The following is a 26,360-nucleotide window of genomic DNA, read 5'->3' on the forward strand; positions in this document are numbered from 1 at the left end:
CCGAAATATAAATGTTACAGAAAAATAAGATTACCCCTTGGTGCTCTGCAATGGCGGCATAAGTATATTTGCCACGTATAATATTGATTCATAATCTTATGGAACAGCAGTCAGACGAATCGTATGTAAAGCCACGAGTCGCAATTATAACGAATATAATGCCTGTCTATAGAAGAAATTATTACCAAAGAATACTTGCTAATCCCTTGCTAGACATAAGAATATACTGTCAAAAAAACATCCCTGGCATGAACTTATCTTCAATACACCAAGAATTTGCCGATAAGATAACCGAAGTGCGATATGTCGGAACAAAAAGAGAGAAATTGGGCTGGCAATGTTTACCACTTCTAGAGCTAATACGTAACTTTGACGTCTATTTTATACTGGGCAATCCAAGAATTCTATCAAATATATTCTTATCTTTGCTGCTAGTAATTAGCGGCAAGCAAGTTGTAGTGCAAGGCCAGCTCCATACTGCTGGCAGTCGCCGCCTATTTCAGAGAATAAGATTATATTGGTGGAAGAAGTTCAAATATTTCTTCTTATATAATGACGGGGAAGCGTTTCACCTATCTCATACAAATGGTTTTGGAAATAAATTTATAATCGGAATGAACAATGGCTTAGATCAAGACTCGATAGATGCGGCTGCAAGTCTTTGGACCAAAGACAAACTAAAACAATGGCAAGCTCAAAATGAAATTGAAGGAAACTTGCTAGTGTTATCGTGTGCTCGCTTGGAGGCAAAAAATAACTTTGAGTGGATGATAAACGCCCTTCCGTTCCTGATAGCAAAATACCCAAAACTAATGTGGTGTGTCATCGGCGACGGCTTATTGAAAACAGCATTGATTCAACGGGCTGAACAGCTTGGAGTTAATAAGAAAATAAGATGGTTGGGCGCTATATATGACGAATTAGAGTTGGCCCCTTGGTTTTTGAGCAGCAAGGTTCTAATCCACCCAGGCGCTATAGGGTTAAGTCTGCTTCATGCTTTTGGATATGGATTACCTGTGTTCACTCATGACGACGCCAATAATCATATGCCAGAATTCAGCGTATTGGAGCCCGGGACGAACGGCTCGGTATTCCGCTATGCTGATATGAGGTCATTTCAGGACAATCTTTCCGATTTACTCTCTGATCCAGCAAAATTGGAGAATTTCAGTGCGCAAGCACGCGCAATAGCAAAGAATAAATATAACACTCGCGTAATGAGTGAGAGATTTCTAAGGATGTGCGAACAAGTTATAGGTGTAAACACTGAGGGGAATAGAAACCCATGCGCGTAGCTATGGTCAACACAGAATTCAGCCGTGGCGGTGCCGCCCGTATGGCCTCAACCCTCGTGGATGCCCTCATCGCAGAGAAGACGGATGTATGTCTGTACCATGCGGGCGACCGAGTGAAGACGAAAAAGTTTTATGGAATGCAACGAGTTGGCTCAAAACCACTAAATGCATTGATGGAAAGAGTTGGTGGGTCGATGTTTATGTATGACATGGGGCTCACAAAAGATCTTCTCCATGAAATCGAAACCGCCGATTTGCTGCATGTTCATAATCTCCATGGTTATTACATTAACTACACAAACCTGCTTTACACCTGGAGGCAACGTCCAATCGTGTGGACATGGCATGATTTCTGGGCCGTGACGGGACGATGCTGTCTACCTAATCCTGACTGTGGAGGATGGCGAAATGGCTGTGGGAAATGTCCATATCCAGACGTATATCCAGCCGCATGGTTAGATTGGTCCGCGCGAGATTATAGATCAAAAAGCGAACTATATAGAATCCTAGAAAACCTTACTATTGTCACGCCTGCTAACTGGCTTGCTGAAATGGCAATCGAACGTGGCTTTTCATCCGAACGTATTCGTGTCATCCCAAACCCGGTTGACATTACAAAATATTGTCCGCAGCCTCAAGTGCAGGCGCGCCAAACGCTAGGTTATAGTCAAAATGAACCATTGATATTATTTGTCGCCTCAGATTGTAACGATCCACGTAAAGGATATCCCAAATTTTGCAAACTGATCGAAAGTACGGGTTACCATGGAATAGCTGTAGGGATTCCATCGAGGCAAACAAATCCACTTATAACTCAAACTGGCTCAATAAGTGATCCCGCTACTTTATCTTTATATTATAGCGCCGCTGATCTCCTTGTAATGACCACACAAGCGGACAATTATCCGAATGTGATAATAGAAGCAATGGCTTGTGGAACACCAGTGCTTTCTTATGGGGTAGGTGGAATCGCCGACCAAATGCCGACATTCTGGAATGGAGTAGTACCGCTCAATGATGATGAACAGCTACTTGTACGTTGTCAAAACATTATAAGGGATCGAAATGCTCTTTCAGAATTGCGATCTGCTTTTCGCGAACATGCCACCACTACCTGGAATCCGCGCAGCGTTGCGCGTCAATATAACTCAGTATATCGGGAAGCGGCATCATTAGAGCGTAACACTAGAAATAACGCATTTAAATAAACATCATTGCTAATACAATCCCTAAAAAAGTACATGACGGAAAGTTCTAGGTCGCGCACTTCTGTGGTAACTGCCACTCCACAATTGAAAGTTCTTGCACGGATAAAATCTGGCCCCCAGAAACTTCTTGAAGTAATCAAACTTTCTCGATATTCATTACTGAGCCTCTTCGCCATGATATTGGGCTTCGTGCGGGAATTGGCCGTTTCTTCCAATTTCGGTCTCAGCAAGGAGCTCGATGTATATATTGCGGTAACTGGATTTTATCTTTTTTTTGGCGTCCAGATAGCAAACACTATGGAGATGGTGTTTATATCGAAGAGCGCAAACTTTGAATCCCCAGGGCTTGTAGCAACCCAATTGTTCAGAGCGCTCAAAGTATTATTTGCATTCAATGCCGCATTTGTGCTTGCTCTATACATTGGCGGTCAGCAGTTGCTCGTAATGTTATTTCCTGGCTTCACAGACGCACAGACAGCACTAGGAGTCCGGTTTCTGCGTCTAATACTCGTCGCTATTGTTTTGGCAAACAGTTGTGGAATATTGAAGGCGAGCTTAAACGTTCTTAGAGTTTTTAGCCCTGGAATGTTGTCCGGCGCAATAATATCCCTCTCTACCGCCGTATCAATTGTGCTTTTCGGAAGTGAATTTGGAATTAATGCTTTAATCTATGGTTTCATTATTGGTAACGCCTTATCTTTTCTTTTCATGTTGACAATTTTTATTCGAACAGTTGGCTGGGACCAGATAAGTCTTAGTATCAAGAAAACACCGACGCATGATGGGTTATGGGCAGCATCTGGCATCGTTTTTCTAGGGGAATTATGTTATCAGGGATTCAGTTTAGTTGAGCGGAGCCTAGCCTCTTCATTACCGGCCGGCACGATATCAGCATTTTATTATGCGTGGACCCTTGTCTCGGTGCCGCTTAGTCTTGTCGTAATGCCATTATCCACTGTAGTTTATCCAAAATTAGCGAAAAGCTTCGCAAAGAGTGCTAGACAGGGATATAACCTTGTAGAGCGATACGGATTGATGTTTTTTATCTTTGCCGTTTCGATAGTTCTCGTCGTGTTGTACGATCCATTGCTGATAGTAAAAATGGTATATATGCGAGGGAAATTTTCCTCCGTAGACGCGGAAAAGACGGCTGAAATATTAAGTATTTTGATCTTCTCATTGCCGTTCTCAAGCTTTGGACGCGTAGCAAGGTATGGCCTTTATTCTTTGTCAGGATACATTGGTTCTAGTGCAAGTCAGTTCGTTACTTTGGTATCAATTATGCTCTTAGCTCCCGTATTTGTATTAAATTTTGGCATTATTGGTCTTGCATACGCCTCGTCCTTGTCAATCTCTGTACAGTCTTTAGTTATGTTATTAATGCTCCGATATAAGGTTAGATAATTTGTGGTCCATGTAATGCTTAAGGGTGATTCTGTTGTTGTTTCGAGAAAGATTTCTTCAAAATGGGTCGGAAGACTACTCGGCTTATGGTTGTGCGGTGTATTTGCCGGAATGATTCTCGCGCTAATAGGAAGTGTCAAAGGTGACGCGACTAACGTCGGCGCCGTCGCGACGGTTGGATTGGCCGTGCTTTGGCCAACATTTTATTTCTTATTCTCGAAAGAAGGCATAATTCCAAGAAATACTAGTAACGGAACGTTAATCTTGCTAACCATATTTTTCTTGTTTGGCTTTCTATCAGTGTTCTTTAGCTCGTTGATGGTTATTTCCACCGCTTATATGGTTCTAACATTATTAAGCGTGTTGATATGCTTGAAGTTTGCTTCAGTATTAGATGCCCAAGAGCTCGGAAATGGTTTAAGGACCTATACCCTATGTGTTGCTCTATTGGTTGTGGCGTTTTCAATTTGGGATTATGAGCCAGGATCCCGTCTTGGAGAAGGTCACCGCGTGCTGGAACCGGCAACAATTGGAATGGTTTCAATGTCGGCTGCAATCTCCGCAATGTGTTTTCGTAGCCTAATTACGCGCTTTTTATTAATTTCAGCTTTGATCTATGTCATTTATCTTACTGGATCGCGCGCGTCGGCCCTTAGTGTATTAATTGGACTATTTGTTGTGGTTTATGAACGTACGCGTATTGCGGCCAAAACTTCACAAGCTATTGTGCTCCTTATGGTCATTGCGTCTATAACCTTGGCCGCAATAAATTTGGATTACGTACTTGACGTTGTGGAAGGCTTTTTGGAGCTCCATGATAAACACCGAGGGATCGATTCGGGAGGATCTGGTCGTCTTGAGGTTTGGCAAGAGACTTGGCAACTTTTTGTGGAAAACCCCATTTTTGGAGTAGGGTTTCGCGCCCACGAGGCGCGTCTAAAACTTGGGACTTCCGCACATAATGGTTATCTTGCATTACTTGCTGAAATTGGAATATTTGGGTTCCTGTCGATAATCATTTTAGTTATTAGCGGCGTTTATAAACTTTGGCGCTGCTGTCGTCGCGACCCTAAACTTTCTTATAATTACAGTATACTAATAGGAATATCCGTTTCGTACTTGTTTCTCGCAATATTCGAGCGGTTCCTAATAAATTCGGGTAACCCTACGTCGCTCTTGTTTATGGTTGCTGTTTTTCTTGGCATGTCTCAAAGTAAACGCTCATCAGCTAAAGTGCACTTTCATAACGACTCAAATCCAGCAGTCGCGAAAGAAGCTCGTGGGCGCAATTCTGATAAAGATGGATTTCTTTATAATAGTGAGAATAGGTATGTACGACGGCTTCATTAAATTAAAAAGGATCGCAAATGTTTTGCGCGGCAAAGATTTTTACCCGGTAATTGATGCTCGTAATGTCCCTATTGAACATTTTGGTGGAAAGTATGGTGGCTGGGATCTTTCCGTAGAGCATTTGAGTTCTGAGTCAATTGTTTATTCGGTAGGAGTAGGTGAGGATATAAGTTTCGATCTGGACTTGATCAAGTCGTTTCAGATGAAAGTTCACGCATTTGACCCAACACCTAAATCAATAGAGTGGATAAAATCGCAGACATTGCCGGATAATTTTATTCATTACCCATATGGAGTCGCGGATTTTGATGGTGTTGTACAGTTTAATCCGCCTGAAAATGAGGATCACGTATCTCATACTATCTTAAGTAGGCCTGGTAAAAGTGAAAACGGAATTTTGGTACCTGTGAAATGTCTTCGCTCTATTATGTCTGAGCTTGGACATACATCTATAGACTTATTGAAAATGGATATTGAGGGTGCGGAATATTGTGTAATTGAAGACATGAATCGATGTGCTATTCGACCGAAGCAGATATTGATCGAATTTCACCATCGATTCCCTGGTGTCGGCGTTAGAAGAACTAAGCAGGCCGTTGGGCTTCTTAAAGCGATGGGCTATTCTCTCTTTTCAGTTTCAAAGGCCGGTGAGGAGTATAGCTTTTTACTTTCGCCTTGAAGTAATTTATTTTAGATCTATTGGTAATTATGTCATCTACCGAGATAGTAGTGGAAGAAAGCCGGATTTGTCATCTATCGCGGGATGAGATTGACACAATAAAAGGCATATATATCCTTCTTATTGTTATCGGGCATAACTTGTTGCTGACAAGTTTATATCAAGGTCTATTTGTTTTTCTTTATAACTTTCACGTGTATGGGTTCTTGCTATTGCCATTTGTTTTCCCGGCCAAGAAAATAAGTCGTGATTTGGTTATTAATTTGTCGGTTCGTTATTTGGTGCCATTCGTTGTTTTTTATTCTATCTCATCACTCATGTATTTTCCGATATATATCGGTGCTCATTCTTTGTGGGAGTGGTTTGGAGATTTTATTCTCGGTTTAATAGTCAATGATGCATATTGGGTCAAGAAAACAACTGGCTTTCAGCTTTTCTGGTTTTTGCCAACATTCTTTACATTGACTTTATTTCGTTCGTTACTAAATAGTTTTGCTTCGGGAATTCGTCAATCTGTGTTGCTTTTACTTTTTGTTGCGCACATTACCGTCGGGTGTTTGCCGGATTGGGCGAAATTAAATATTCCATTTGGAATTGGCATTGTAGCGTACATATATATTTTGGGAGAAAGCATAAGTTGTGATGCGCTTCTAAGCGCAACTCGATCGCGTTACTTTAGTTTGATTACTGTTCCAGTGTTACTTATGCTTTTTTTCCTTTCATCTAAGTTCGGCTTAAGGACTAATTTAGCTTGGTTGAATCTAATGGCCATATCGGACGTCATTTTGTTGTTGTTGCATGATGGGATAGTAGTCATTTCTTTTTTGACGGTGCTTTCACTGTCTCGATCATTTAAAAAGCTTCCATACTTAAGTTGTCTTGGGAAATTTTCCTTGCAGATATATCTGACACATTCATTTGTCTTTTATTTCTTTTACATGCTCGTGTATCCGTTGGCTTCATTTGATGATCCGTTATTGGAGGCTGTTGTTGGTATTGGGTCTCTGTTATTTACGGTAGCGGTTACTTTGCTTCTTTCGATTCTTGCTTCAAAAAAAATGGGTCTTTATAAAATGATTTTTCCGTCGTCGCGCTCGGATCTTCCGTTTTTTCGAGCTTACAGTAAGGTTACTTAAGGGTGATTGATTTGGGCTTGCTGGCTATACGGCGCCTTCGTGGCATGTGGGATATTGTGGGTTTTTGAATGTGAATTTCAAATCAATATTCCTGGGTTTTAATGTGTGTCCGAATTACAGAAGAATATTTTCTATCATTGATGCCGGAGATAAGTGGATATTGATCTGGGTAAGAGTATTCTTGGGGAATCTTCGGTCAGTATTCAGTCGGGCGGGCGCACTATACCTGTCCAGAGTGAACGGGTTTGGGCACTCTAGGATCCATGGTGATGTAACGTAGGTTTTTGATGTGCATTTATACGTTTCAGAGACCTTTCGTATTTTATATGTAGCTTTTTGCGGGAGGGATAAGAATTTATTAAGTTTCAACCTATTCATTGATTTTAATTGCGCGGGTCAGACTTTGGGTACAAGAGAACTGCTTAATAGATTTCAGTCGTGAATCGCTTGGTGCGGATTCGCAGTTAGTCGTAGATATTGATAGATGTCGAGGAATTGGGGTGCGCCTGATTTTGGTGCGGTGGACATATCATTGTTGGGCTTTTGGATTGCTAGTTTGGTCCTTTATGCATATTAGTCCGGTCATCCAACAGGTTTACTCTAAGTTGCTTGTTTAGTTTGGGGGGCTTTTTTATTTGGATAGGTTGTTGGGGATGTAAGAAGTGCTCTGTTGTTTTTCCAAATTGGGGCGGGTGCGGTAGATTCGTATTTGGCCGTATCTGTATTTACAAATATTGAGCGATAGGTTCTAGGAAATCATGCGGGGTAGGTGTTTTTTTTTGTGCGTAGTTCTCTTATCGGGGGCATGCGTGTTTTCTTCGTCCTCCTTGTCTGATTTTTTGATTAATGGTTCACGCACATATCTTGCCGGGGCCAAAAGCCCGTCTAAGCAAATTGGTGTAACGCCGCGCGTTGGCTTTCGCATTTTTGACGGTACATTGTTTAAGGATAAGCCTGTCCTTTCAGTCTTCGGTATTGAGAGGATCCAAGTAATCTATGCATCGGCGATTTTTGGTAAGGATACTGATCGTTCGGCACTGCCAGATCGTACTCGGATTCGAAGGTCTAGGGAATTGAACCGTGGATCTGAGAGCAACGTTGTAGTTGATATTGAGGATTGGCCGTTAAGTAGAATTGACGAACAAACACTCACCGATAATATAAGTAAGTATATTCAAGTTATTGCCTGGTATAGAGAGCATGATGGTTCAGCAAAGTACGGTTACTATGGGTCGCCACCACTGACGGATTATTGGAGGTCGATTAAGGGCGAGGGGAGTAAAGAGCTCAAGTCCTTGATGGATGATAACAATAAGCTTCAGAGGCTTACGGATTCAGTGGACATACTTTATCCATCGCTTTATACATACTATTCGGATCAAAAAGGTTGGGTGGAATTTGCAAGGAGGCAAATATCAGAGGCTAGACGGATCGGGAAAGGTAAACCTGTCTATGTATTTTTGTGGCCTCAATATCATGATTCCAATTTCTTGATGCGTTGTAAGTTTGTCTCTCCGGATTATTGGCGTGTCCAATTGGAGACTGCTAGCCAGTATGCCGATGGAATTGTTATTTGGGGAGGCTGGGATGTTTGTAACCCGAAAGGTACAGCGCTTACGTGGGATGAGAAAGCGGAGTGGTGGCAGGTGACGAAATCCTTCCTAAGAGGGATGTAGGTTTCAACGGAGCGCAACTGAAACTCACTTTAGAGCCGGCTATGCAAGTTTCTGATTATGGATCTGAATTATTGAGCTAAATGTGGTCGCGTTGTGCGAACATGCTGGCAGGTGTTTTTTTAATGAATACAAGTTACCGTGTCTCCATAGCCCTTACTGAAGATAAAATATAGGCTGCTAATGCTCTGGAAAACGTCAATACGCATTTGGATGTATTTGCTGCTGATTGCTGGATTGGTTTTTGCTTGTTTTTATGACAGCGTAGGTTTTTTGCTGCATGAATGGGGCAGGGAAGAATATAGCCATGCTTTGCTTTTACCATTTATTGTTGGCTTCCTTATATGGCAGCAGAAAAGAGATCTTGCCTTGCTGCAGTTTACAGGGTCGTGGTTTGGGTGTCTGTTAACGTTAATGGGGGTGACTCTGGGCTTGATTGGGGAACTCGCTTCCTTGTATGTTTTGGTTCACTATGCGCTCGTAGTGATTATTTTGGGGTTGGCTTTAAGTATTTTCGGTCGACAGTTCTTCGCGCGAGTAGTCGTTCCACTGTGCTTTCTGTTTTTTGCAATACCGTTACCGCAATTTCTCTATAGGAGCCTTTCATCGACGTTGCAGCTGCTCTCTTCTCAGATTGGGGTTTCCTTTATAAGACTATGTGATATCAGTGTGTTTCTGGAAGGAAACGTCATTGACTTAGGGGCAATGCAGTTGCAGGTTGTTGAAGCTTGCAGCGGGCTGCGTTATCTATTTCCGTTGATGAGCCTGGCTTTTATGTGCGCCTACTTCTACAAGGTGGCGCTGTGGAAGAGGGCCCTGGTTTTTGTTTCTAGCATCCCAATTACTGTCCTGATGAATAGCTTTCGCATCGGCGTGATAGGTGTTACGGTGGAGTACTTTGGCAAGGAAGCGGCGGAAGGCTTTCTTCATGACTTTGAAGGCTGGATTGTCTTTATGGCATGTACCGGGATTCTTGTGGCTGAGATGTGGCTACTCGCGCGCTTTGGGAACGATCCTCGCCCTTTACAAGAAGTGTTTGGTTTGACATTTCCGGAGCCACTCCCGGCTGACACTCCATATCGTGACCGGACGCTACCAATTCAGTATTGGGTTGTCGGGGGGTTGCTGATTCTGTCTTTTTGCCTTTCTCTATCTCTTGAACATCGAGAGGAGGTTTCTCCAGCCCGCGTTGGTTTCAGCGAATTGCCGTTGAGGTTAGGCAATTGGATTGGGCGGCGTGAGGCTATGGAACAGCAGTATATCGATGCATTGAAGTTCGATGACTACGTCCTTGCGGATTATGTTTATAACCCAATTGCCGGAAGCGAGTTTTCGGCGATTCCTCTGATCTCTGGTTCTAGGATGCCGGTCAATTTCTATTCGGCCTATTACTCCTCTCAGCGTAAGGGCGAGTCAATTCATTCTCCGCGCTCCTGCATCCCGGGCGGTGGTTGGCAGATCGCCTCGCACGAGGTCGTGACTGTGGATGGTGTTTCCTTGTACGGGCAGCCGATGAAGCTTAATCGTTTGTTGATTCAGAAGGGTGAAGACCGGCAATTGGTGTATTACTGGTTCCAGCAGCGCGGGCGAGATCTGACGAACGAGTACGTGATCAAGTGGTATTTGTTCTGGGATGCGTTGACCATGAACCGCACTGACGGCGCGCTTGTGCGCTTGACTACGCTGGCGCCGAAGGGGGAGGACATTGCGGCTGCGGATGCGCGTTTGCAGGATTTCTTGAAGGTGAGTTTGCCGGAGTTGGATAAGTATATTCCGCGTTGAGTGTGATGGAGTGGATGGGATTGGCGCGGAGCGCCAAGTGCGGGTTCCCACGCAGAGCATGGGAACCAGAGGGCGTCGGGATCGGCGCGGGGCTCCAAGGGGAGGTTCCCATGCAGAGCATGGGAACCAGAAGAGGTAGAGGGAAGGGCGCGGAGCGCCAGGGGAAGGGTTCCCACGCAGTGCATGGGAACCAGAAGAGGTAGAGGGACGGGCGCGGAGCGCCAGTGAATGGGTTCCCACGCGGAGCATGGGAACCAGAAGGGAGGCGGAGCATGGGAACCAGAAGAGGTAGGGAGGGCGCGGAGCGCCAGGTGTAGGGTTCCCACGCGGAGCATGTTAACCAGAAGGGAGGCGGAGCATGGAGACCAGAAGAGGTAGGGAGGGCGCGGAGCGCTAGGTGTAGGGTTCCCACGCGGAGCATGGGAACCAGAAGGGAGGCGGAGCATTGGAACCATAAGGGGCAGGGGGCTTGGCCCTTGGAGGTTTTTGGCCCTCATTGCGGCGCCTTCTGAGTGATGAGGGAGGGTTATCACGCGGAACTTTAAGTCTGTCGGTCATTGATGAAGTTTTATACGGTTTTTCTCACGGCCCTGTTCTTCGCCATGGTGCTCGTGTCTGGCTTGATGCGCATGGCATACAAGTTCAACTTTGTGGATGTGCCGGATGAGCGGAAGGTGCACTCTGTGGCGATTCCGCGGGTTGGCGGTATCGGTATGGTGCTGGGCAGTTTTGCCGCTGTCTGGTTGTGGATGGAAGTCACCGAGGAAGTGCGTGTGTTCCTGGGTGCTTTAGTGGTAATTGCTGGGTTCGGCTTGTGGGATGACAGGGCCGATTTGGATTACCGGCTCAAGTTCTTTGGGCAGATTCTGGCGGTTGCGATCGTCGTGTTCGGCGGCGATGTGATGGTACATACCCTGTCGTTTGCAGGTTGCGACCCGCTGCCGGAATGGGCGGCAGCGACGCTGACGGTTTTTTACCTTTTGGGCATGACCAATGCGATGAATCTGGCGGACGGCTTGGATGGCCTGGCCAGTGGTGTGAGCCTGCTGAGCCTGGTGTGCGTCATGGCCTTGGCGTCGCTCGCGGATTCTACCGACCTCTTGCTGGTGTCTCTGGCCATCGTCGGCGGCACCATGGGGTTTCTGCGTTATAACACCCATCCCGCTCAGGTTTTCATGGGGGATACGGGAAGTCAGTTTCTGGGCTTCAGTCTTGGCGTGTTGACGGTATGGCTGACCCAGAGAGCCAACACCGCGCTGGCTCCGGAATTGCCCTTGCTGATCGTCGGCCTGCCGGTGGTGGATACCCTCACGGTGATGACGACGCGCATTCTGAAGCGAAGGTCTCCGTTCAAGGCCGATCGCAGCCACTTCCATCACAAGTTGCTGGATCTGGGCCTGGATCATCACGAGGCGGTCTTGGCGATCTACGCCGTGCAGACCTTGTTCGTGATTTCGGCGTATTTCATGCGTTACGAGAGTGGCGCTGCTGTTTTGGGGTTGTACGCGGGCTATTTTGTCGTTTTGGTGCTCTTTTTCCCCGTGGCCGGGCTTGCGGGATGGCATCTAGATAAAGGCGATGCTGCCAGGATTTCCCTCATTACGCGGGGTATAGAAAGCATCCGCCGCCAGCGTTGGCTGGAACGGGCCGCCAATTGGACGGTTTCCGGGATGATCGTGGCGCTGTTTGTGGCGGGAGGCATGATCATGCGCAAGCCGACGCTGGACATGGGCACCATGGCCTTGTTCATCATCCTGGTGGGCTTGGTCTTCCGCGCGTTTCGCTTGCCCTATTCATCCATGATGCAGCGGCTGACGATCTATACCTGCGCCATTCTCATCGTATACAGCCTGAATTCGCATGCGCCGGACTTCATCAGCAATTTTCGCCAGATATTCAAGTTCTTCTTCATCGCCCTGGCCATAGTCATAGCTGTGGGCGTTTACAATTCCAGCAACGAGAGCTTCAAGCTGACCCCGTCAGACTTCTTGGTCATGATCGTGCTGCTGATGTCGGCGTACCTGCCGGTGGTGCGCAAGACGCATATGGATTTTGTGGTTCTGCAGTCGGTGATTCTGCTCTACGCGGTGGAGTTCGTCCTGAGGCGGGACGGGCGTTTGCCATTGACGGTTTGGGTTTCTTCCATGGCTGGGCTGTTGGTGGTGGGCGGTCGCGCCTTGCTCTGAATCCGGGGGCTGCCGGCACCGCTTCGAGGAACGGGGTGGATGGCGCGCGCGGAGGCGATCAGCCTTTTCGCCATTGTGTATAATGCCCAGCCATCACCTGATGCAACTGCAAGGGCTCATCGCCCGCATCCCCTCAACCGGTAGACCTTCCTCTCGCTGTGCGCACCACACCCTCTGCCATCGTCCATGCCGAACGCCTGTGCAAGAGCTTTGGCAAGCAGCGGGTGGTGGACGACATTTCCTTCCGGATCGAGCCGGGTGAGTTCTGCGGCATCCTCGGCCCCAACGGCGCGGGCAAGACGACCACGCTGCGCATGTTGGTGGGTAGCACGCCCTGTTCTTCCGGCACGTTGACCGTCTTAGGCCATTCCATACCTGCCCAGGCACGCGCGATGCGCGCACGTATCGGCGTGGTGCCGCAAGCGGATAATCTGGACCCGGACTTCAGCGTTGTTGAGAACCTGCGTGTCTACGGCCGCTATTTCGGGCTTGGACGCAGAGACGTGGAAGGGCGGATTCCGGAATTGCTGGCCTTCGCCGCGCTGGAAGAGAAGGCCGATTGCCGTATCAGCCAGCTTTCGGGAGGCATGCGCCGGCGGCTTTCCATTGCCAGGGCATTGATAAACCGGCCCGAGCTGCTGATTCTGGATGAACCGAGCACGGGGCTGGACCCGCAGATTCGCCAGAACATCTGGCAATTGCTGCGGCAGTTGCAGAAGGACGGCCTGACCATCATCCTCACCACCCACTACATGGACGAAGCGGAACGGCTGTGTGGGCGCATTATCCTCATGGACCATGGCCGGATTCTGGCGGATAAGCCCCCCGAAACCCTGGTGCGGGAGCGCATCGAGCCGCATGTGCTGGAGGTGTTTGGGCCGGACCTGACAGCCTGGCAGCGCGCCAATCCCTTGAATGGTCCTATTCGCTGTGAACAGGTGGGGGAGACGGGCTTTTATTACGGAGCGGATCTCCAGGCCTTGGTGCAATCCCTGGATGGTTGGCCGTCTTTGCGCTATTCCTACCGGCCCGCCAATCTGGAAGACGTGTTTCTCAAGATGACTGGCCGCGAGCTGCGTGATGCCTGACTGGCTGAAGCGCTGGCTGGCCGTTTGGCGGCGCAATGCCCTGGTGTGGCGCAAGTCCGCCAGGACCGCCTTGCTGGGGGGCTTTGCCGAGCCGCTGTTCTATTTGTTTGCACTGGGTTACGGCTTGGGCAGTTTTGTCGGCGAGGTGCAGGGCGTGCCTTATATCGCCTTCCTCACCGCTGGCATTCTCGCCACCAGTTCCATGAACTCGGCTACGTTTGAGGGACTCTACCTGGCATATACGCGGATGGAAGTGCTGAAGACCTGGGACGGCATGCTCGCCGCGCCTCTGAGCATCTCGGACGTGGTGATGGGCGAGATACTCTGGATGAGCACCAAGAGCCTGATCAGCGCAGGCCTGATCCTGCTCGTCACCTCGGCCTTCGGTCTGGCCGCCGGTTGGGAGGCGCTGTGGGTGCTCCCGGTAGCCTGCCTGAGCGGGTTCTGCTTCGGCAGCATGGCGCTGCTGGTGACATCCTTCGCCCGCAGTTACGACTTCTTCGTGTATTACATCACCCTGGTCGTTACGCCCATGGTGCTCTTGAGCGGCGTGTTCTTCCCCGTGAATGCACTACCGGAACCCATTCGCATCGGCAGTGCCTGCCTGCCGCTTAGCCATGTGGTCGCCGTGATACGCCCCTTGGTTTCCGGGCAGTGGGAATGGTCCTTGTTGCCGCACCTTGGCGTGCCGGCAGGATTCGCCGTGATCTGCACCGCCCTCGCCATGTTCCGCCTGCGCCGGCGCTTGTTGCAGTGAGGGTTGGTATTATCTGGTTCCCACGCAGAGCGCCGACTTTTGGCTCCCACGCAGAGCATGGGAGCTAGGACATGAGCTTTCTGGTTCCAATGCTCTGCGTTGGAACCTTTGAATTGACGCTCCACGTCTAATCTTGGTTTTGTTGGCGCAGAGCGCCGGGTTATGGCTCCCACGCGGAGCATGGGAGCCAGGAGTTAGGCTTTCTGGTTCCAATGCTCTGCGTCCGCCAAGTGTCTTGAGGCATCCCTTGTCCAAAAGGGATTGCCGTGAAAGATGTGGCATACTTGTGAATTGATGCCACTTTCTCGATGGGTAGCGAAATGACTCTGCAAGCCGAAGTGCAAGTGGGTCCACAAGGCCGCTTGGTCATTCCCGCGCAGATGCGCAAGGCGATGAATCTGCAGCCTGGCGAGCTACTCATCGCCCGCGTGGAAAACGATAGTCTGGTGCTGGAAAAAGCGGATGCTGTTAAGCGGCGCCTGAAAGCCCGATTTTCCCATCTACCGTCTGAACTCAGCCTGGCAGAAGAACTAATTAAGGACAGGCGCGACGAAGTCGATGAGGATGCATCGACGTGAGCCATGTTCTGGACGCTTCTGCCTTGCTGGCCTTCCTCAAGGGCGAGCCTGGAGCAGAAGCTGTTGAAGGGATTTTGTCGGGCGCCTTGATGTCTTCGGTCAACTGGTCCGAGGTAATTCAGAAATGCTTGGCTTATGGCGTGGAGATCGAAGGCATGCGACAGGAAGTGGAAGCCTTAGGGCTATCCTTCCGGCCGTTCGACGAGGAACAGGGCGAACTGGCCGCAGCCTTATGGCTTAAGTGCAAGGGGCTCGGGCTCTCGCTCGGTGACCGCGCTTGTCTTGCTTTGGGACTCCAATCGGGGCGGGCAGTCGTTACGGCGGATAGGGCGTGGGAGCGCGCCGATGTGGGCGTGGAGATTCGATTTGTGCGTTGAGGACGCAGGGCGCCAACTTTTGGCTCCCACGCTGAGCATGGGAGCCAGGATATTAGCTTTCTGGGTTCGTTGCTCGTGTTGGAACCCTGGACTGGACGCTCCGCGTCCTTACGCTGGCGCGGAGCGCCAAGTTCGCCGCTCCCACGCGGAGCATGGGAGCGAGTACTGTCCTATGGCTCCCACGCAGAGCATGGGAGCCAGGATATAAGCTTTCTGGTTCCCACGCTCCGCGTGGGAACCTTGTAATGTGACGCTCTGCGTCGTCATTCTCATCCATATCATGCACGATCTCCAATCCCTTGAAAAACGCCTCGCCGATTGCCTGCGCAAGGACCAGCACCGCTTCAGGCGGAGCCTGGATCGCATGCGCGCCGACCAGAAATCCGGCAAGCAACCGGGTGGCCTGTCCGAACTGGTCAGCCGCATCGAGGAATCCAGCGCCGCGCGAATGACGCGCCAAGCCAGTATCCCGAAGCTGGAGTATCCGATGGATCTGCCGGTCTCCGGCAAGAAGGACGATATCCTCGAAGCCATCCTGCATAACCAGGTGGTGATCGTTTGCGGGGAAACCGGCTCCGGAAAAACCACCCAGTTGCCGAAGATCTGCCTGGAGGCGGGCAGGGGCGTTTCGGGTTACATCGGTCACACCCAGCCGCGGCGCATCGCCGCCCGCAGCGTGGCGACGCGCATCGCGGAAGAATTGGGGCAGGCCATCGGCAAGGCGGTGGGCTACAAGGTCCGTTTCCACGACCACACCAGCCCCGACAGCCTCATCAAGCTGATGACCGACGGCATTTTGCTGGCGGAAACCCAGAACGACCGCTTTCTCGACCAGTACGACACCCTGATCATCGACGAGGCCCACGAGCGCAGCCTCAACATCGATTTCCTGCTGGGCTACATGAAGTGGCTGCTGCCGCGCCGGCCCGATTTCAAGCTCATCGTCACCTCGGCCACCATCGACCCGGAGCGCTTCTCGCGCCACTTCAACGACGCGCCCATCATTAATGTCTCGGGCCGCACCTATCCGGTGGAGGTCCGTTACCGTCCCATGCAGGTGGACGGCGATGCCGAGGACGAGACGGGGGACGAACTGCAGCGCGGCATTCTCGCGGCGGTGGACGAACTTTATCGCGACACCAAGGGCGATATCCTGATCTTCCTCATCGGTGAGCGCGACATCCGCGAGACCGCCGAATCTCTGCGCAAGCACCATCCGGCGGATTGCGAGATCCTGCCCCTGTATTCGCGCCTGTCGGTGGCGGAGCAGGACCGGGTCTTCCGCACCCACCAGAAGCGCCGCATCGTGCTGGCCACCAACGTGGCGGAAACCTCGCTGACGGTGCCGGGCATCCGCGCGGTGATCGATGCCGGCCACGCGCGCATCAGCCGCTACAGCCATCGCAGCAAGCTGCAGCGCCTGCCCATCGAGAATATTTCCCAGGCCAGCGCCAACCAGCGGGCCGGGCGTTGCGGCCGTATCGGCCCCGGCATCTGCATCCGGCTTTATTCGGAGGCGGATTTCTACCGGCGTACCGAGTTCACCGATCCGGAAATCCTGCGCACCAACCTGGCCGCCGTCATCCTGCAGATGAAGGCCCTGGGCCTGGGCGATCTGTCGGATTTCCCCTTCCTAGAGCGCCCGGACGAGCGCATGGTGCGCGACGGTGTCCGCACCCTGCAGGAACTCAACGCCATCGACGACAAGCGCCGGCTCACCGAGATCGGCAAGCGCCTAGCCAAGCTGCCGGTGGACCCGAGGCTGGGCCGCATCCTGCTGGCGGCATCGGATGAAAACAGCCTGACCGAGGTAGCCATCATCGTGTCGGCACTGAGCCTTCAGGACCCCCGCGAACGCCCGTCCGACAAGGCCCAGGTGGCGGATCAGAAGCACGCGCCGTTCAAGGACGAGAATTCGGATTTCCTGAGCTATTTGAAGCTATGGCGCGCTTATCAGGAGCAGAAGAAGCACCTGTCCAACAGCAAGCTGCGGCAATGGTGCCAATCCAGTTTCCTGTCCTATCTGCGCATGCGCGAGTGGGAGGACATCCACCAACAAATCCTGCAGACCGCCAAGGGCGAGCTTACCCTGCGCTTCAACCAGGCGGAATCCGAGTACGGCGAAATTCACCGGCCCTTGCTGACCGGGTTGATGGCCAATGTAAGTTGCAAGCAGGAAGGCTCGGAGTACCTCGGCGCGCGTGGGATCAAGTGCCAGATCTGGCCCGGCTCGGCGCTGTTCAAGCCCAGGCCGAAATGGATCCTCTCGGCGGAGACGGTGGAGACCACCAAGGTCTTCGCCCGCACCGTCGCCAAGATCGAGCCGGAATGGATCGAGCGCTGCTGCGCCCACATGGTCAAGAGCCATTATTACGAGCCTCACTGGGAGAAGAAGGCGGGCCGTGCCGCGATCTTGGAGCGGCTTACCTTGTTCAGCCTCACGGTGCTGGCAGGCCGGCGCGTGCCGCTGGAGAACATCGACCCGGTCATGGCGCGCGATCTGTTCATTCGCCACGCCCTGGTGCAGCAGGAATACGACAGCAAGGCGCCGTTTTTCATTCATAACCGGGAATTGCTGGCCGAAGCCGACTACCTGCAGCAGAAGGGCCGGCGCGTGGACCTGGTGGCGGACGAGGAATGGATCTATCAGTTCTACGATGAGCGCATTCCGACCGAGGTGGTGAGCGGCGTCACCTTCGAGGCCTGGCGCAAAAAGGCTGAGCGCGGCAATCCGAGCCTGCTGAAGATGACCCGCGAGGACATCACCCGCAAGTCCGACGAGGCACTGCATGACCAGAACTTCCCGGACGAGTTGGCCATTGGTGACATCCGCCTGACCCTTGAATACCGCTTCGAGCCGGGCCACGAGGACGACGGCGTCACCGCCATCATTCCCATCCATCTGTTGAACCAGTTGCCGTCAGAGCCGTTTCAATGGCTGGTGCCGGGGCTCATCAAGGAAAAACTGGTGGCCTTGATCAAGAACCTGCCCAAGGCAACGCGGCGGCATTTCGTCCCGGCCCCTGATTATGCCGAGCGCGCGCTGCCGCAACTGGATTTTGGTCGGGGCAAGCTGACCGAACAGCTCAGCGCGGCCTTGCGGCGACTGGGCGGTTTCACCGTGGCGCAGCAGGAGTGGAGCGAGGAAGGCATCCCGCTGCATTTGCGCATGAACTTCGCCCTGGTGGACGAGAGCAAGGTGGTGGTGGCGCGCTCCCGAGATTTGGAGGCCCTGAAGAAACAGCGCGGGCAGGAAGCCGTGCAGAACTTCCAAGTGCTGGCGAAGGAGGAACTGTCGTTTACCGGATGCCGCGACTGGGCCTTCGGGGACATGCCGGAGCGCTTCCAGTCGGGCCAGGTGTTCGGGTTTCCGGCCCTGGTGGACGAAGGCGAGACGGTGGGACTGCGTGTATTCGACACCCCGGAGGCGGCTGCCGCCAGCCAGGAGCGGGGACTGGTGCGTCTGTTCCGCCTGGCCATGAGCAAGGAACTCAAGTACCTGCGCAAGAATCTGCCTCTGAATCCTCAGGCTGAGCTGGCGTACCGGCAACTGCCGCCGCATCCTTACATTTATCCCGAATTTAAGCCGGGACGCGATCTGCGCGAGGATGTGCTGGACCGCATCATGGCGGCATTGTACCTGGACGGGCAGCCGGATATCCGCAGTTCCGCCGCCTTCGAGAAGCGCCTGGCGGAAGGACGCAGTGAGGTGGTACCCGTGGGAAATGCGGCGGGCAAACTAGCGGGTGACATTCTCGCGCTCGCTCACGATGTGGCGGCCAAGCTGAAGAACCGGCCGGGGCCTTCGGCGGAGGACATGCGCCAGCAGTTGTCGCGGCTGGTTTTTGCCGGTTTTGTGGCGGTGACGCCGTATCCGGCCCTGAAAGAACTGCCGCGTTATCTCAAGGCTCTGCAATATCGGCTGGAAAAGTCCGCGCAAGACCCGGGCCGCGACCAGCGTCAGTTGGCGGAAATCGCGCCCCTGTGGCAGAAATATTGGCAGGAGGTAGAGCAGAAACGGGCGCGCATCGCGCCGGAACGCGACCCCTTCCGCTGGATGCTGGAGGAGCTACGTGTTTCCCTGTTCGCGCAGGCTTTGAAAACGCCGTATCCTGTGTCCGCCAAGCGCCTGGCGGATGCCTGGGCCGCGCGTGCTGGAAAGTAGTCTTGCGTTCGGGTTTCCATGCTCGGTGTGCTTCTGGTTCCCACGCTCTGCGTGGGAACCTTAAACGGAACGCTCCGCGTCCGTCCGTTGGCGCGGAGCGCCGGGCTTACCGCTCCCACGCAGAGCATGGGAGCGAGTACTTTTGTCTGGTTCCAATGCTCTGCGTTGGAACCCTTGGCTCGACGCTCTGCGTCCAAATGCTGGCGCGGAGCGCCGGGCTCGCCGCTCCCAAGCGGAGCCTGGGAGCGAAGGCGGTTTTTTCTGGTTCCTTCGCAGAGCATGAAGGCGAGTGTTCTCTTTTAGGTGTCCGAGCGTGGCTCACCCCGTGCAATACAATTGCTGATTTGCTGGAGACTTGATGAAAATCGGTACCCCCTTGAGCGCCGGCGCGACGCGCGTGCTGCTGCTCGGCAGCGGCGAACTAGGCAAGGAAGTCGTGATCGCCCTGCAACGCTATGGCGTGGAAGTGATCGCGGCGGATCGGTATGCCCACGCCCCGGCCCAACAGGTGGCTCATCGTGCCCATGTTCTGGACATGACCGACCCGCTGGCAATTCGGCGGTTGGTGGAAAGCGAGCGACCCCATTTCATCGTTCCGGAAATCGAAGCCATCGCCACGGATGCTTTGGCCGCAATCGAGCAGGAAGGACTGGCGGAAGTCATCCCCACGGCACGTGCGGTGCAACTGACCATGAACCGCGAGGGCATTCGCCGGTTGGCCGCCGAGGAATTGGGGCTGCCGACCTCGCCCTATGCCTTTGCCGATTCCTTTGAATCGTTCGAGGCGGCTGCCGAATCCATCGGGTACCCGTGTTTCGTCAAGCCTGTAATGTCCTCTTCCGGCAAGGGCCAATCCATGCTGCGCTCCAGCTCCGATCTGGAGCGCGCCTGGAACCACGCCCAGGAAGGTGGACGGGTCAAGCACGGCAAAGTGATCGTGGAAGGCAAAGTGAATTTCGAGTTTGAGATCACCTTGCTGACGGTACGTACCCTTAATGCGGCGGGCGAAATCGAAACCAACTTCTGCGAACCGGTGGGCCACCGCCAGGAGAGCGGCGATTACGTGGAGAGCTGGCAGCCTCAGGCTATGTCGGCCAAGGCCTGGGAAGAAGCAAAGCACATAGCCGGCGCGGTGACGGCCAGTTTGGGCGGGCGCGGCCTGTTCGGCGTGGAATTGTTTGTTCAGGGCGATCAGGTCTGGTTCAGCGAGGTGAGTCCCAGGCCCCACGACACGGGCATGGTCACCATGATCACCCAGAACCAGAGCGAGTTCGAGCTGCATGCCCGCGCCATTCTGGGGCTGCCGGTTTCAACCGTTTTGCGCGGTCCCGGCGCCAGCGCCGTGATCTATGGCGGTCTGGATGCGGTAGGCATCGCTTACACCGATTTGGAGCAGGCGTTGTCGGTCCCCGAAACCGAGGTGCGCCTGTTCGGCAAGCCGGAAGCCTTCGTCAAGCGCCGCATGGGTGTAGCCCTGGCCTTGGGTGCCGATACCCATGAAGCCAGGGAACGAGCGCGACTTGCCGCCAGCCGTGTTCTGACGTCCGAGGTTTGAGTCCGTTCCGAATTTTGCAAAATTCCTGAAGCGTGCAACACTTCCAGTGAGCCTGCGCGTAAGGATCATGAAGTGATCAGAAAGGCATAACATGCGATTCTTGCTGACTATTTCTATTTTGGTGACGGCCTTGGGCCTGAGCGGACTGGCGTCGGCGGATGTTTACAAGTTCGTCGATGGCAGCGGGCACGTGGTCTACACCGACAAACCCAAGCACCGTGGCTTCAAGCTCATCATACGCACTCCGGTTTCGGTCATGCTGGCTCGTCGCAGTCAACCCGCTCCCCTATCGAGGAATTTCTCGTTCAGTCGCGCCTCCGAGCGGGGACGGCTCGCGTATTCGCCCCTGATCGAGGAAACCGCCGACCGCTACGATCTGGATCCGGCCTTGCTGCATGCGGTGATCCGGGCGGAATCCGCCTACAATCCGGGGGCCGTTTCCAACAAGGGAGCCGCCGGATTGATGCAGTTGATGCCAGCCACGGCCGAACGCTTTGGCGTGAGGGATCGCTTTGATCCGGCTGAGAATATCGAAGGTGGGGCGCGCTACCTCAGCGAACTGCTGGACATGTTCTCCGATGTGCGCCTGGCGGTGGCCGCCTACAACTCCGGCGAGAACACGGTGAAGAAGTTCGGTTATCAGATTCCCCCGATTGCCGAAACGCAGGATTACGTCGCCAAGGTGCTCAATTACTACCGGCGCTGAGCACGACGGCCCTTCGCACCATTTCGGAAATAGTCGTTACCCGCCGTCGCGCTTGAAGCGTTGCGGCGGGTTTTGTTCTTTTAGTCCAGGCCAAAGCGGATGATCTGCGAGAAGTCCTTGGCCCGAAGGCTCGCTCCTCCCACCAGCACGCCGTCGACCCCGGAAAGCATCATGATCTCGATGACATTGTCGGGCTTGACATTGCCGCCGTAGAGGATCCGGATACTGGCGGCGGTCTGTTCGCCATACAGGTCCATGATGAGGTTGCGCAGGAAGTCGTGCACTTCGCTGATCTGTGCCGGCGTTGCCGGTTCGGCTCCTTCGCCCACCGCCCAGACCGGCTCATAAGCAATCACCACTTCCTTGATGGTGCGTGGGGACACGCCTTCAAGCGCGATGCGGATCTGCCGGTCCAGCAAGTGGAAGGTTTCATGGGCAGCCCGCGCTTCCCAATTTTCCCCGCAACAAAGGATCACTTGCAGTCCCTGAGCGAGCGCCGCTTTCACTTTGCGGTGGATCGCCTCGTCGCTCTCGCCCGCGCGCTCCTTCAGTTCATCCTCCAGGAAACGCGCCATGCCCGCCAGAATTTCGGGTTTGACGCCGACCAGATGCTCCAGCGCCGCGATGACCTGCTCGTCGCGAGTTTTGGCGGCCTTCTGTTCTTCCAGTTCATGCGCGAGAAAACTGGTGGTCAGGCGACGGGCAACGCTGGAGCCGAAACCGAAATACTTGCCCAGGTTTGCGCGACGGTCGGAATGGCCGATGATCACCCGGTCGACGCCGATGGCGCTCAGCATCTCCGGTGAGATTTCTCCGGTGAAGGCGCCCTTGTACTCAAAAAAGGTGTCCTGGGCCAGCAGGAACACGTTGCGGCCCAAGCCATACTCGGAGCGCAGGAAATCGGGTTTAATGTATTCGCCCAGGATGGACAGGCCGGTAAAAGGCGGCGCGAGGCCGATATCCACATCCTTGATTCCCCGGCACTGGTCGAAGATGCGGGCGGCCAGGGCGATGCCCGACTTGGGGATCATGTTCATCTTCCAGTTGCCGGCGATGAACGGCCGGATGGCGTCCGGGGTGCCGACCTCGGCTTCGATCTTGTGCCACTGGTTAGCGGTGCGCTGCCGGTAGTAGTTGCGGAACACACGAGCATTCGCGGCTTTCATGGTTCACCCCCTCCCGTGGGTCAATGGTTCTTATAAGAGCAATGCTAGCACAGCCGCCTGACCGCGCGCCCGGGACTTTCAGGACCCTAGGAGCCGCGAATCACAAGGGATTGACCTGGGTCAGAAATTAAAGCGTGTGGAAAATTGCACGCGCTGCAAATCGCCGGATTCCCCGCTCTCCAGCTCGCGGCGGGCATAGATGTATTCCAGCCCAATGGTGGTCTGCAGCAAAGGACTCCACAGCAGGTTGACATGCACGCTTTGCGCCTGGCGATTGGCGGTTCCCGCCACGAAGGCCGGGTTGTCGGCTTGGGCGAAGCCGTAGGCCACGGTGGAGCGCCAGTTGGCGTTCCACCAATGCTGGTAGGAGATAAAGGCGGCGAACACATCGAACAGAGCCACCGTGCCGTTGGGTTCCAGCGCGCCGTCGTTGAAGATGTCATAGGTGGTATAGCGTCCCAGCACATTGCCGTAATTCAGCATGAAGCGGATATTGTCCAGGTCGAAGGTCTTGACGCGTCCGGCCAGGCTAACCGCGCCGCCCCAGCGCGAGGACTCGTTGTCAGCGGTGTTCTGGGAATTACGGATCAGACGCGCCATGCCGGCGGCGGATAGCGATCCCCAGGTGGGTGTGTAGTTCACCCGGCCCACGATGTCCGGCGCGCGGTCGTCGTCGGTGGTCAGGCGGTTACCGTCCGGCAAGGTCAAGGTGGTTTCGGGGGATTCCAAGGCCGCCTGGAATTCCAGCGGCACGCCACCCGCGTCGAAGGGCTGACTCCAGCGGATCAGGGCCTGGCGCACGAATATCTGTCCCACCGGGCCGCCGTGGTCGTTGGTTTCCGGCAGGGCCGCGACGTTCATGAAGGTGGACCAGGTCTGGCCGGCCAGCAAATGTCCCAGGGAGCCATAGGCGTGGCGCAGGCGTGGCGCGTGGGAGTTGGTGGCGCGCTCGTCGCCGGGCGACTGGAAGGCGTAGAAATCCATCTCCAGGAAGGTGTTCAGTTCGCCCCAGGCGGTGGGCGTGAAGCTTTTCAGCCAGAAGCGGCTTTCGCGGGCGGTGAAGTTGACCTGGCTGTGTTCGCCTTGCCGTGCCTCACCCACGGGTATGGCGCTGGGCACCAGCAGCAGGTCGGTGAAATTGTTGATGCCGCTGCTGATGCTGTTGTAGATCGCATCCAGCTTGGCGTAGCCGCCGATGGCCAGGGAGGTTTCGGTGCCTGGGATCTTGAAGGAGCCTTTGACATCGCCGACGGTAACCGCCCTGCGCAGGTCCACGTTGTCCTGGGTGGTGCCCAGGGCGGAGCCAGTGATGCCCGGGGGCATGGTCGGTAAGGGGCCGGCCGCTTTGGCGAAGGGCATTGGACTTGGCGAAGCAGATGCAGGCTTCGACGCGAGCGCTGAAGCGGCATTTGTCTGTTGCGCCGGAACCGTAGGCGGGGAGGGGGGGCTTTTGGCGGCTTGCGCTTGGGACAGCTTCTGCTCCAGTTCGCTCACCCGGCTGGTCAATTGCTTGACCTGACCGGCCAGTTCCTTGACCAGCGCCTTGAGCTCTTCGTCGTCGGCAGCCGCCGGCTTGAAAGTTGCCAAAGCCAGCAAAAACGTGAGGAGGCTTCCAGCCCGAAGATTCATGGCTTCTTGCCGTGATGGTCGAGCTTGCGGAAGAGTTGATGACAGGCGTTGCAAGTCAGGGTCATCTGCTGCAAGGCCGGTTCGATGGAATCGATTTGATTGCTGCGGGAAAGTTGCTCGAGCCCTTGTGCCTGGTCGTCCAGGCGATGGGCCAGGGCTCTGAAGCTCACCTGCTCCGCTTCGCTCAGGCCTAGCCGAGGCAGGGTGGCGGGTATGCCGTCCACCGCCTTGGACAGTTCGCGGGCCGCATCCGCGATCTGCCGGGCCCGCTGCCGGCGTTCCTTGTCAATTTCCAACTCCGTGCGCAGGGTGTCGAACATCAGGCTGTTCATCTGTGCCATCACGGCGCGGAGTTCTTGCTCGTGCACGGCATGCAGGGCCGGTTCCCCGGTATCGGGCAGTCGGGCTGGGGCGCCAGGGACGACCGTGCTGCAGGAAGCGAGGCAAATTGTCAGGCAGGACACTGCGAGGGCAGGCCCCAGGGGCGTCACGTTTCTTCCTCCTGCGCGTCCTCGGCTTGCTCGACCATGAGTTCGCGCAGGTATTTGAACAGCAAGCGCGCGGAGCGCGGCGGCGCCTCGGCCGCTCGTTCGCGCCGGGCGTCCCGCACCAGTTGCCGAAGCTTCTGGCGGTCGGCCTCCGGGTGCAGTTCCATGCAGGCATTGACGTCGTGGTCATCGCCTGCAAGCAAGCGGTCGCGCCACTGCTCGACACGGTGCAAGGCATGCACCGCTTGCGCGCTCTGCACCGACAGGCTGGCCAATTGCTGGCGGATGGGCTCGGCGTCCGTTTCGCGCAGGAGCTTCCCAACGAATTTTCGCTGGCGCTTGAGCGCGCCGTGGCTGGTGATGGTCTGCACCTGGCGGATGGCCTCGCGCAGCTCCGGCGACAGATCGAAGCGGCTGAGCTTCTCGGCCGACAGGGCCGCGAGTTCCTCGCCCAACTCTTCCAGGGCGTGGCATTCACGTTTGATCTGGGATTTGCTGGGACGCTCGGCGTAGTCGTCGAATTCTTCTTCTTGGTCGTGCACGGTCATGTCAACTGATGACGATGAGAAAGATGACGAACAGGACCACCAGGCCCAAGGGGAGCACGACATCACCCCAGCGCGCTTGGCTCTGGCGGCTGCGGGCCAGGGAGGCCTTGATGCCCGGCCGGAACCAAAGCACTATCAGCACGGCGATGCCGGCGATGGCGATGGTTTCCAGGGTGGAGTAGGGTCCCACTGGCGTTTTCCGCTCAGATGTCGAAGCCGATCAATTCCACCGCATTGCCGTCGGGATCACGGCAGAACAGGGCGCGGCGCCCGGACTTGCTCACCGAATACGGCACTCCCGCCTTGTCGAGGCGCTCCATCAACTGGTCGAAATCGTCCACCACCAATGCCACATGGCGGTCCACGCCGCCGTGCTCCGGGCGCTTGGATCCGGCATCGGGGTTAGGAACCTGAAGCAGGTGGATCTGGTTGGCGCCAATCTCATACCACACCCCGCCGTAGGGCAGCACAGGCCGCTTGTCGCTGGGCGTGAGCCCCAGTACGCCCTCGTAAAAATTCCGGGCCGGCTGCATCTCGGAGATGATGACGGAAGCATGATGCAGTCGGGTGATCAGGGACATGGCTCGGGT

General features: G+C 54.1%; 22 protein-coding genes. 16 read left to right on the plus strand and 6 right to left on the minus strand.

The window, feature by feature from the left end:
• Nucleotides 1–248 precede the first annotated feature (248 nt).
• The 16 genes from EK23_RS22350 (at nucleotide 249) to EK23_RS04815 (ending at nucleotide 21,939) form a co-directional block, all read left to right on the plus strand.
• The gene (locus EK23_RS22350) at nucleotides 249–1,295 is read left to right on the plus strand and encodes a glycosyltransferase family 4 protein (protein ID WP_158002442.1); all 1,047 of its coding nucleotides are present in this window, start codon (nucleotides 249–251) and stop codon (nucleotides 1,293–1,295) included.
• Nucleotides 1,286–2,503, plus strand: a complete 1,218-nt coding sequence (locus tag EK23_RS22355; RefSeq protein WP_082053941.1) for a glycosyltransferase — start codon at nucleotides 1,286–1,288, stop codon at nucleotides 2,501–2,503. The genes EK23_RS22350 and EK23_RS22355 overlap by 10 nt, the downstream gene beginning before the upstream one ends.
• Before the next feature lie 63 nt (nucleotides 2,504–2,566).
• Entirely contained in the window at nucleotides 2,567–3,907 is a 1,341-nt protein-coding gene (locus tag EK23_RS04760; protein ID WP_158002443.1) for a lipid II flippase MurJ, read from the plus strand.
• Nucleotides 3,908–3,922: 15 nt separating this feature from the next.
• On the plus strand, nucleotides 3,923–5,257 hold the full coding sequence (locus EK23_RS22360; RefSeq protein ID WP_082053943.1) for an O-antigen ligase family protein: 1,335 nt from the start codon (nucleotides 3,923–3,925) through the stop codon (nucleotides 5,255–5,257).
• Nucleotides 5,238–5,936 carry an FkbM family methyltransferase gene (locus tag EK23_RS22365; RefSeq protein ID WP_158002444.1) on the plus strand — a complete coding sequence of 233 codons (699 nt, stop codon included), beginning with the start codon at nucleotides 5,238–5,240 and terminating at the stop codon, nucleotides 5,934–5,936. Before EK23_RS22360 ends, EK23_RS22365 begins: the two co-directional genes overlap by 20 nt.
• Nucleotides 5,937–5,986: 50 nt before the next feature.
• Entirely contained in the window at nucleotides 5,987–7,072 is a 1,086-nt protein-coding gene (locus tag EK23_RS22370; RefSeq protein WP_158002445.1) for an acyltransferase family protein, read from the plus strand.
• Nucleotides 7,073–7,881: 809 nt separating this feature from the next.
• The gene (locus EK23_RS22375) at nucleotides 7,882–8,748 is read left to right on the plus strand and encodes a hypothetical protein (RefSeq protein WP_158002446.1); all 867 of its coding nucleotides are present in this window, start codon (nucleotides 7,882–7,884) and stop codon (nucleotides 8,746–8,748) included.
• 210 nt (nucleotides 8,749–8,958) lie between these two features.
• Entirely contained in the window at nucleotides 8,959–10,527 is a 1,569-nt protein-coding gene (gene xrtD / locus EK23_RS04770) for a VPLPA-CTERM-specific exosortase XrtD (RefSeq protein WP_235281912.1), read from the plus strand.
• A 560-nt stretch (nucleotides 10,528–11,087) separates the two neighbouring features.
• Nucleotides 11,088–12,713: an MraY family glycosyltransferase gene (locus EK23_RS04780; RefSeq protein ID WP_045224163.1), complete on the plus strand. Its 1,626-nt coding sequence runs from the start codon at nucleotides 11,088–11,090 to the stop codon at nucleotides 12,711–12,713.
• Nucleotides 12,714–12,871: 158 nt separating this feature from the next.
• The gene (locus tag EK23_RS04785) at nucleotides 12,872–13,801 is read left to right on the plus strand and encodes an ATP-binding cassette domain-containing protein (protein ID WP_045224164.1); all 930 of its coding nucleotides are present in this window, start codon (nucleotides 12,872–12,874) and stop codon (nucleotides 13,799–13,801) included.
• Nucleotides 13,794–14,558 (plus strand): ABC transporter permease, encoded by a 765-nt coding sequence (locus EK23_RS04790; protein ID WP_045224426.1) that lies wholly within the window; start codon nucleotides 13,794–13,796, stop codon nucleotides 14,556–14,558. Before EK23_RS04785 ends, EK23_RS04790 begins: the two co-directional genes overlap by 8 nt.
• A gap of 320 nt (nucleotides 14,559–14,878) precedes the next feature.
• Nucleotides 14,879–15,136, plus strand: a complete 258-nt coding sequence (locus EK23_RS04795) for an AbrB/MazE/SpoVT family DNA-binding domain-containing protein (RefSeq protein ID WP_045224165.1) — start codon at nucleotides 14,879–14,881, stop codon at nucleotides 15,134–15,136.
• Nucleotides 15,133–15,513 carry a type II toxin-antitoxin system VapC family toxin gene (locus tag EK23_RS04800; protein ID WP_045224166.1) on the plus strand — a complete coding sequence of 127 codons (381 nt, stop codon included), beginning with the start codon at nucleotides 15,133–15,135 and terminating at the stop codon, nucleotides 15,511–15,513. The genes EK23_RS04795 and EK23_RS04800 overlap by 4 nt, the downstream gene beginning before the upstream one ends.
• A 280-nt stretch (nucleotides 15,514–15,793) precedes the next feature.
• Complete coding sequence (hrpA, locus tag EK23_RS04805; RefSeq protein WP_045224427.1) at nucleotides 15,794–19,678, plus strand: ATP-dependent RNA helicase HrpA; 3,885 nt, start codon at nucleotides 15,794–15,796, stop codon at nucleotides 19,676–19,678.
• Between the two features lie 358 nt (nucleotides 19,679–20,036).
• Nucleotides 20,037–21,233 (plus strand): formate-dependent phosphoribosylglycinamide formyltransferase, encoded by a 1,197-nt coding sequence (purT, locus tag EK23_RS04810; protein WP_045224167.1) that lies wholly within the window; start codon nucleotides 20,037–20,039, stop codon nucleotides 21,231–21,233.
• Nucleotides 21,234–21,324: 91 nt separating this feature from the next.
• On the plus strand, nucleotides 21,325–21,939 hold the full coding sequence (locus tag EK23_RS04815) for a lytic transglycosylase domain-containing protein (protein WP_045224168.1): 615 nt from the start codon (nucleotides 21,325–21,327) through the stop codon (nucleotides 21,937–21,939).
• 80 nt (nucleotides 21,940–22,019) lie between these two features.
• Here the strand turns inward: EK23_RS04815 and EK23_RS04820 are convergent, their stop codons facing one another.
• From EK23_RS04820 to EK23_RS04845, 6 genes are all read right to left on the minus strand, one after another.
• Nucleotides 22,020–23,105 (minus strand): triose-phosphate isomerase family protein, encoded by a 1,086-nt coding sequence (locus EK23_RS04820; RefSeq protein WP_082053947.1) that lies wholly within the window; start codon nucleotides 23,103–23,105, stop codon nucleotides 22,020–22,022.
• A 120-nt stretch (nucleotides 23,106–23,225) separates the two neighbouring features.
• Nucleotides 23,226–24,734 (minus strand): DcaP family trimeric outer membrane transporter, encoded by a 1,509-nt coding sequence (locus tag EK23_RS04825; RefSeq protein WP_082053948.1) that lies wholly within the window; start codon nucleotides 24,732–24,734, stop codon nucleotides 23,226–23,228.
• Nucleotides 24,731–25,225 (minus strand): cytochrome c, encoded by a 495-nt coding sequence (locus EK23_RS04830; RefSeq protein ID WP_045224170.1) that lies wholly within the window; start codon nucleotides 25,223–25,225, stop codon nucleotides 24,731–24,733. The genes EK23_RS04825 and EK23_RS04830 overlap by 4 nt, the downstream gene beginning before the upstream one ends.
• On the minus strand, nucleotides 25,222–25,770 hold the full coding sequence (gene yjgA / locus EK23_RS04835; protein WP_045224171.1) for a ribosome biogenesis factor YjgA: 549 nt from the start codon (nucleotides 25,768–25,770) through the stop codon (nucleotides 25,222–25,224). Before yjgA ends, EK23_RS04830 begins: the two co-directional genes overlap by 4 nt.
• A gap of 1 nt (nucleotide 25,771) precedes the next feature.
• Nucleotides 25,772–25,960, minus strand: a complete 189-nt coding sequence (locus EK23_RS04840; RefSeq protein ID WP_045224172.1) for a hypothetical protein — start codon at nucleotides 25,958–25,960, stop codon at nucleotides 25,772–25,774.
• Between the two features lie 13 nt (nucleotides 25,961–25,973).
• Nucleotides 25,974–26,351 carry a VOC family protein gene (locus EK23_RS04845; protein WP_045224173.1) on the minus strand — a complete coding sequence of 126 codons (378 nt, stop codon included), beginning with the start codon at nucleotides 26,349–26,351 and terminating at the stop codon, nucleotides 25,974–25,976.
• Nucleotides 26,352–26,360: the final 9 nt, after the last annotated feature.

This window comes from Methyloterricola oryzae (assembly GCF_000934725.1).
GTDB classification, from domain to species: domain Bacteria; phylum Pseudomonadota; class Gammaproteobacteria; order Methylococcales; family Methylococcaceae; genus Methyloterricola; species Methyloterricola oryzae.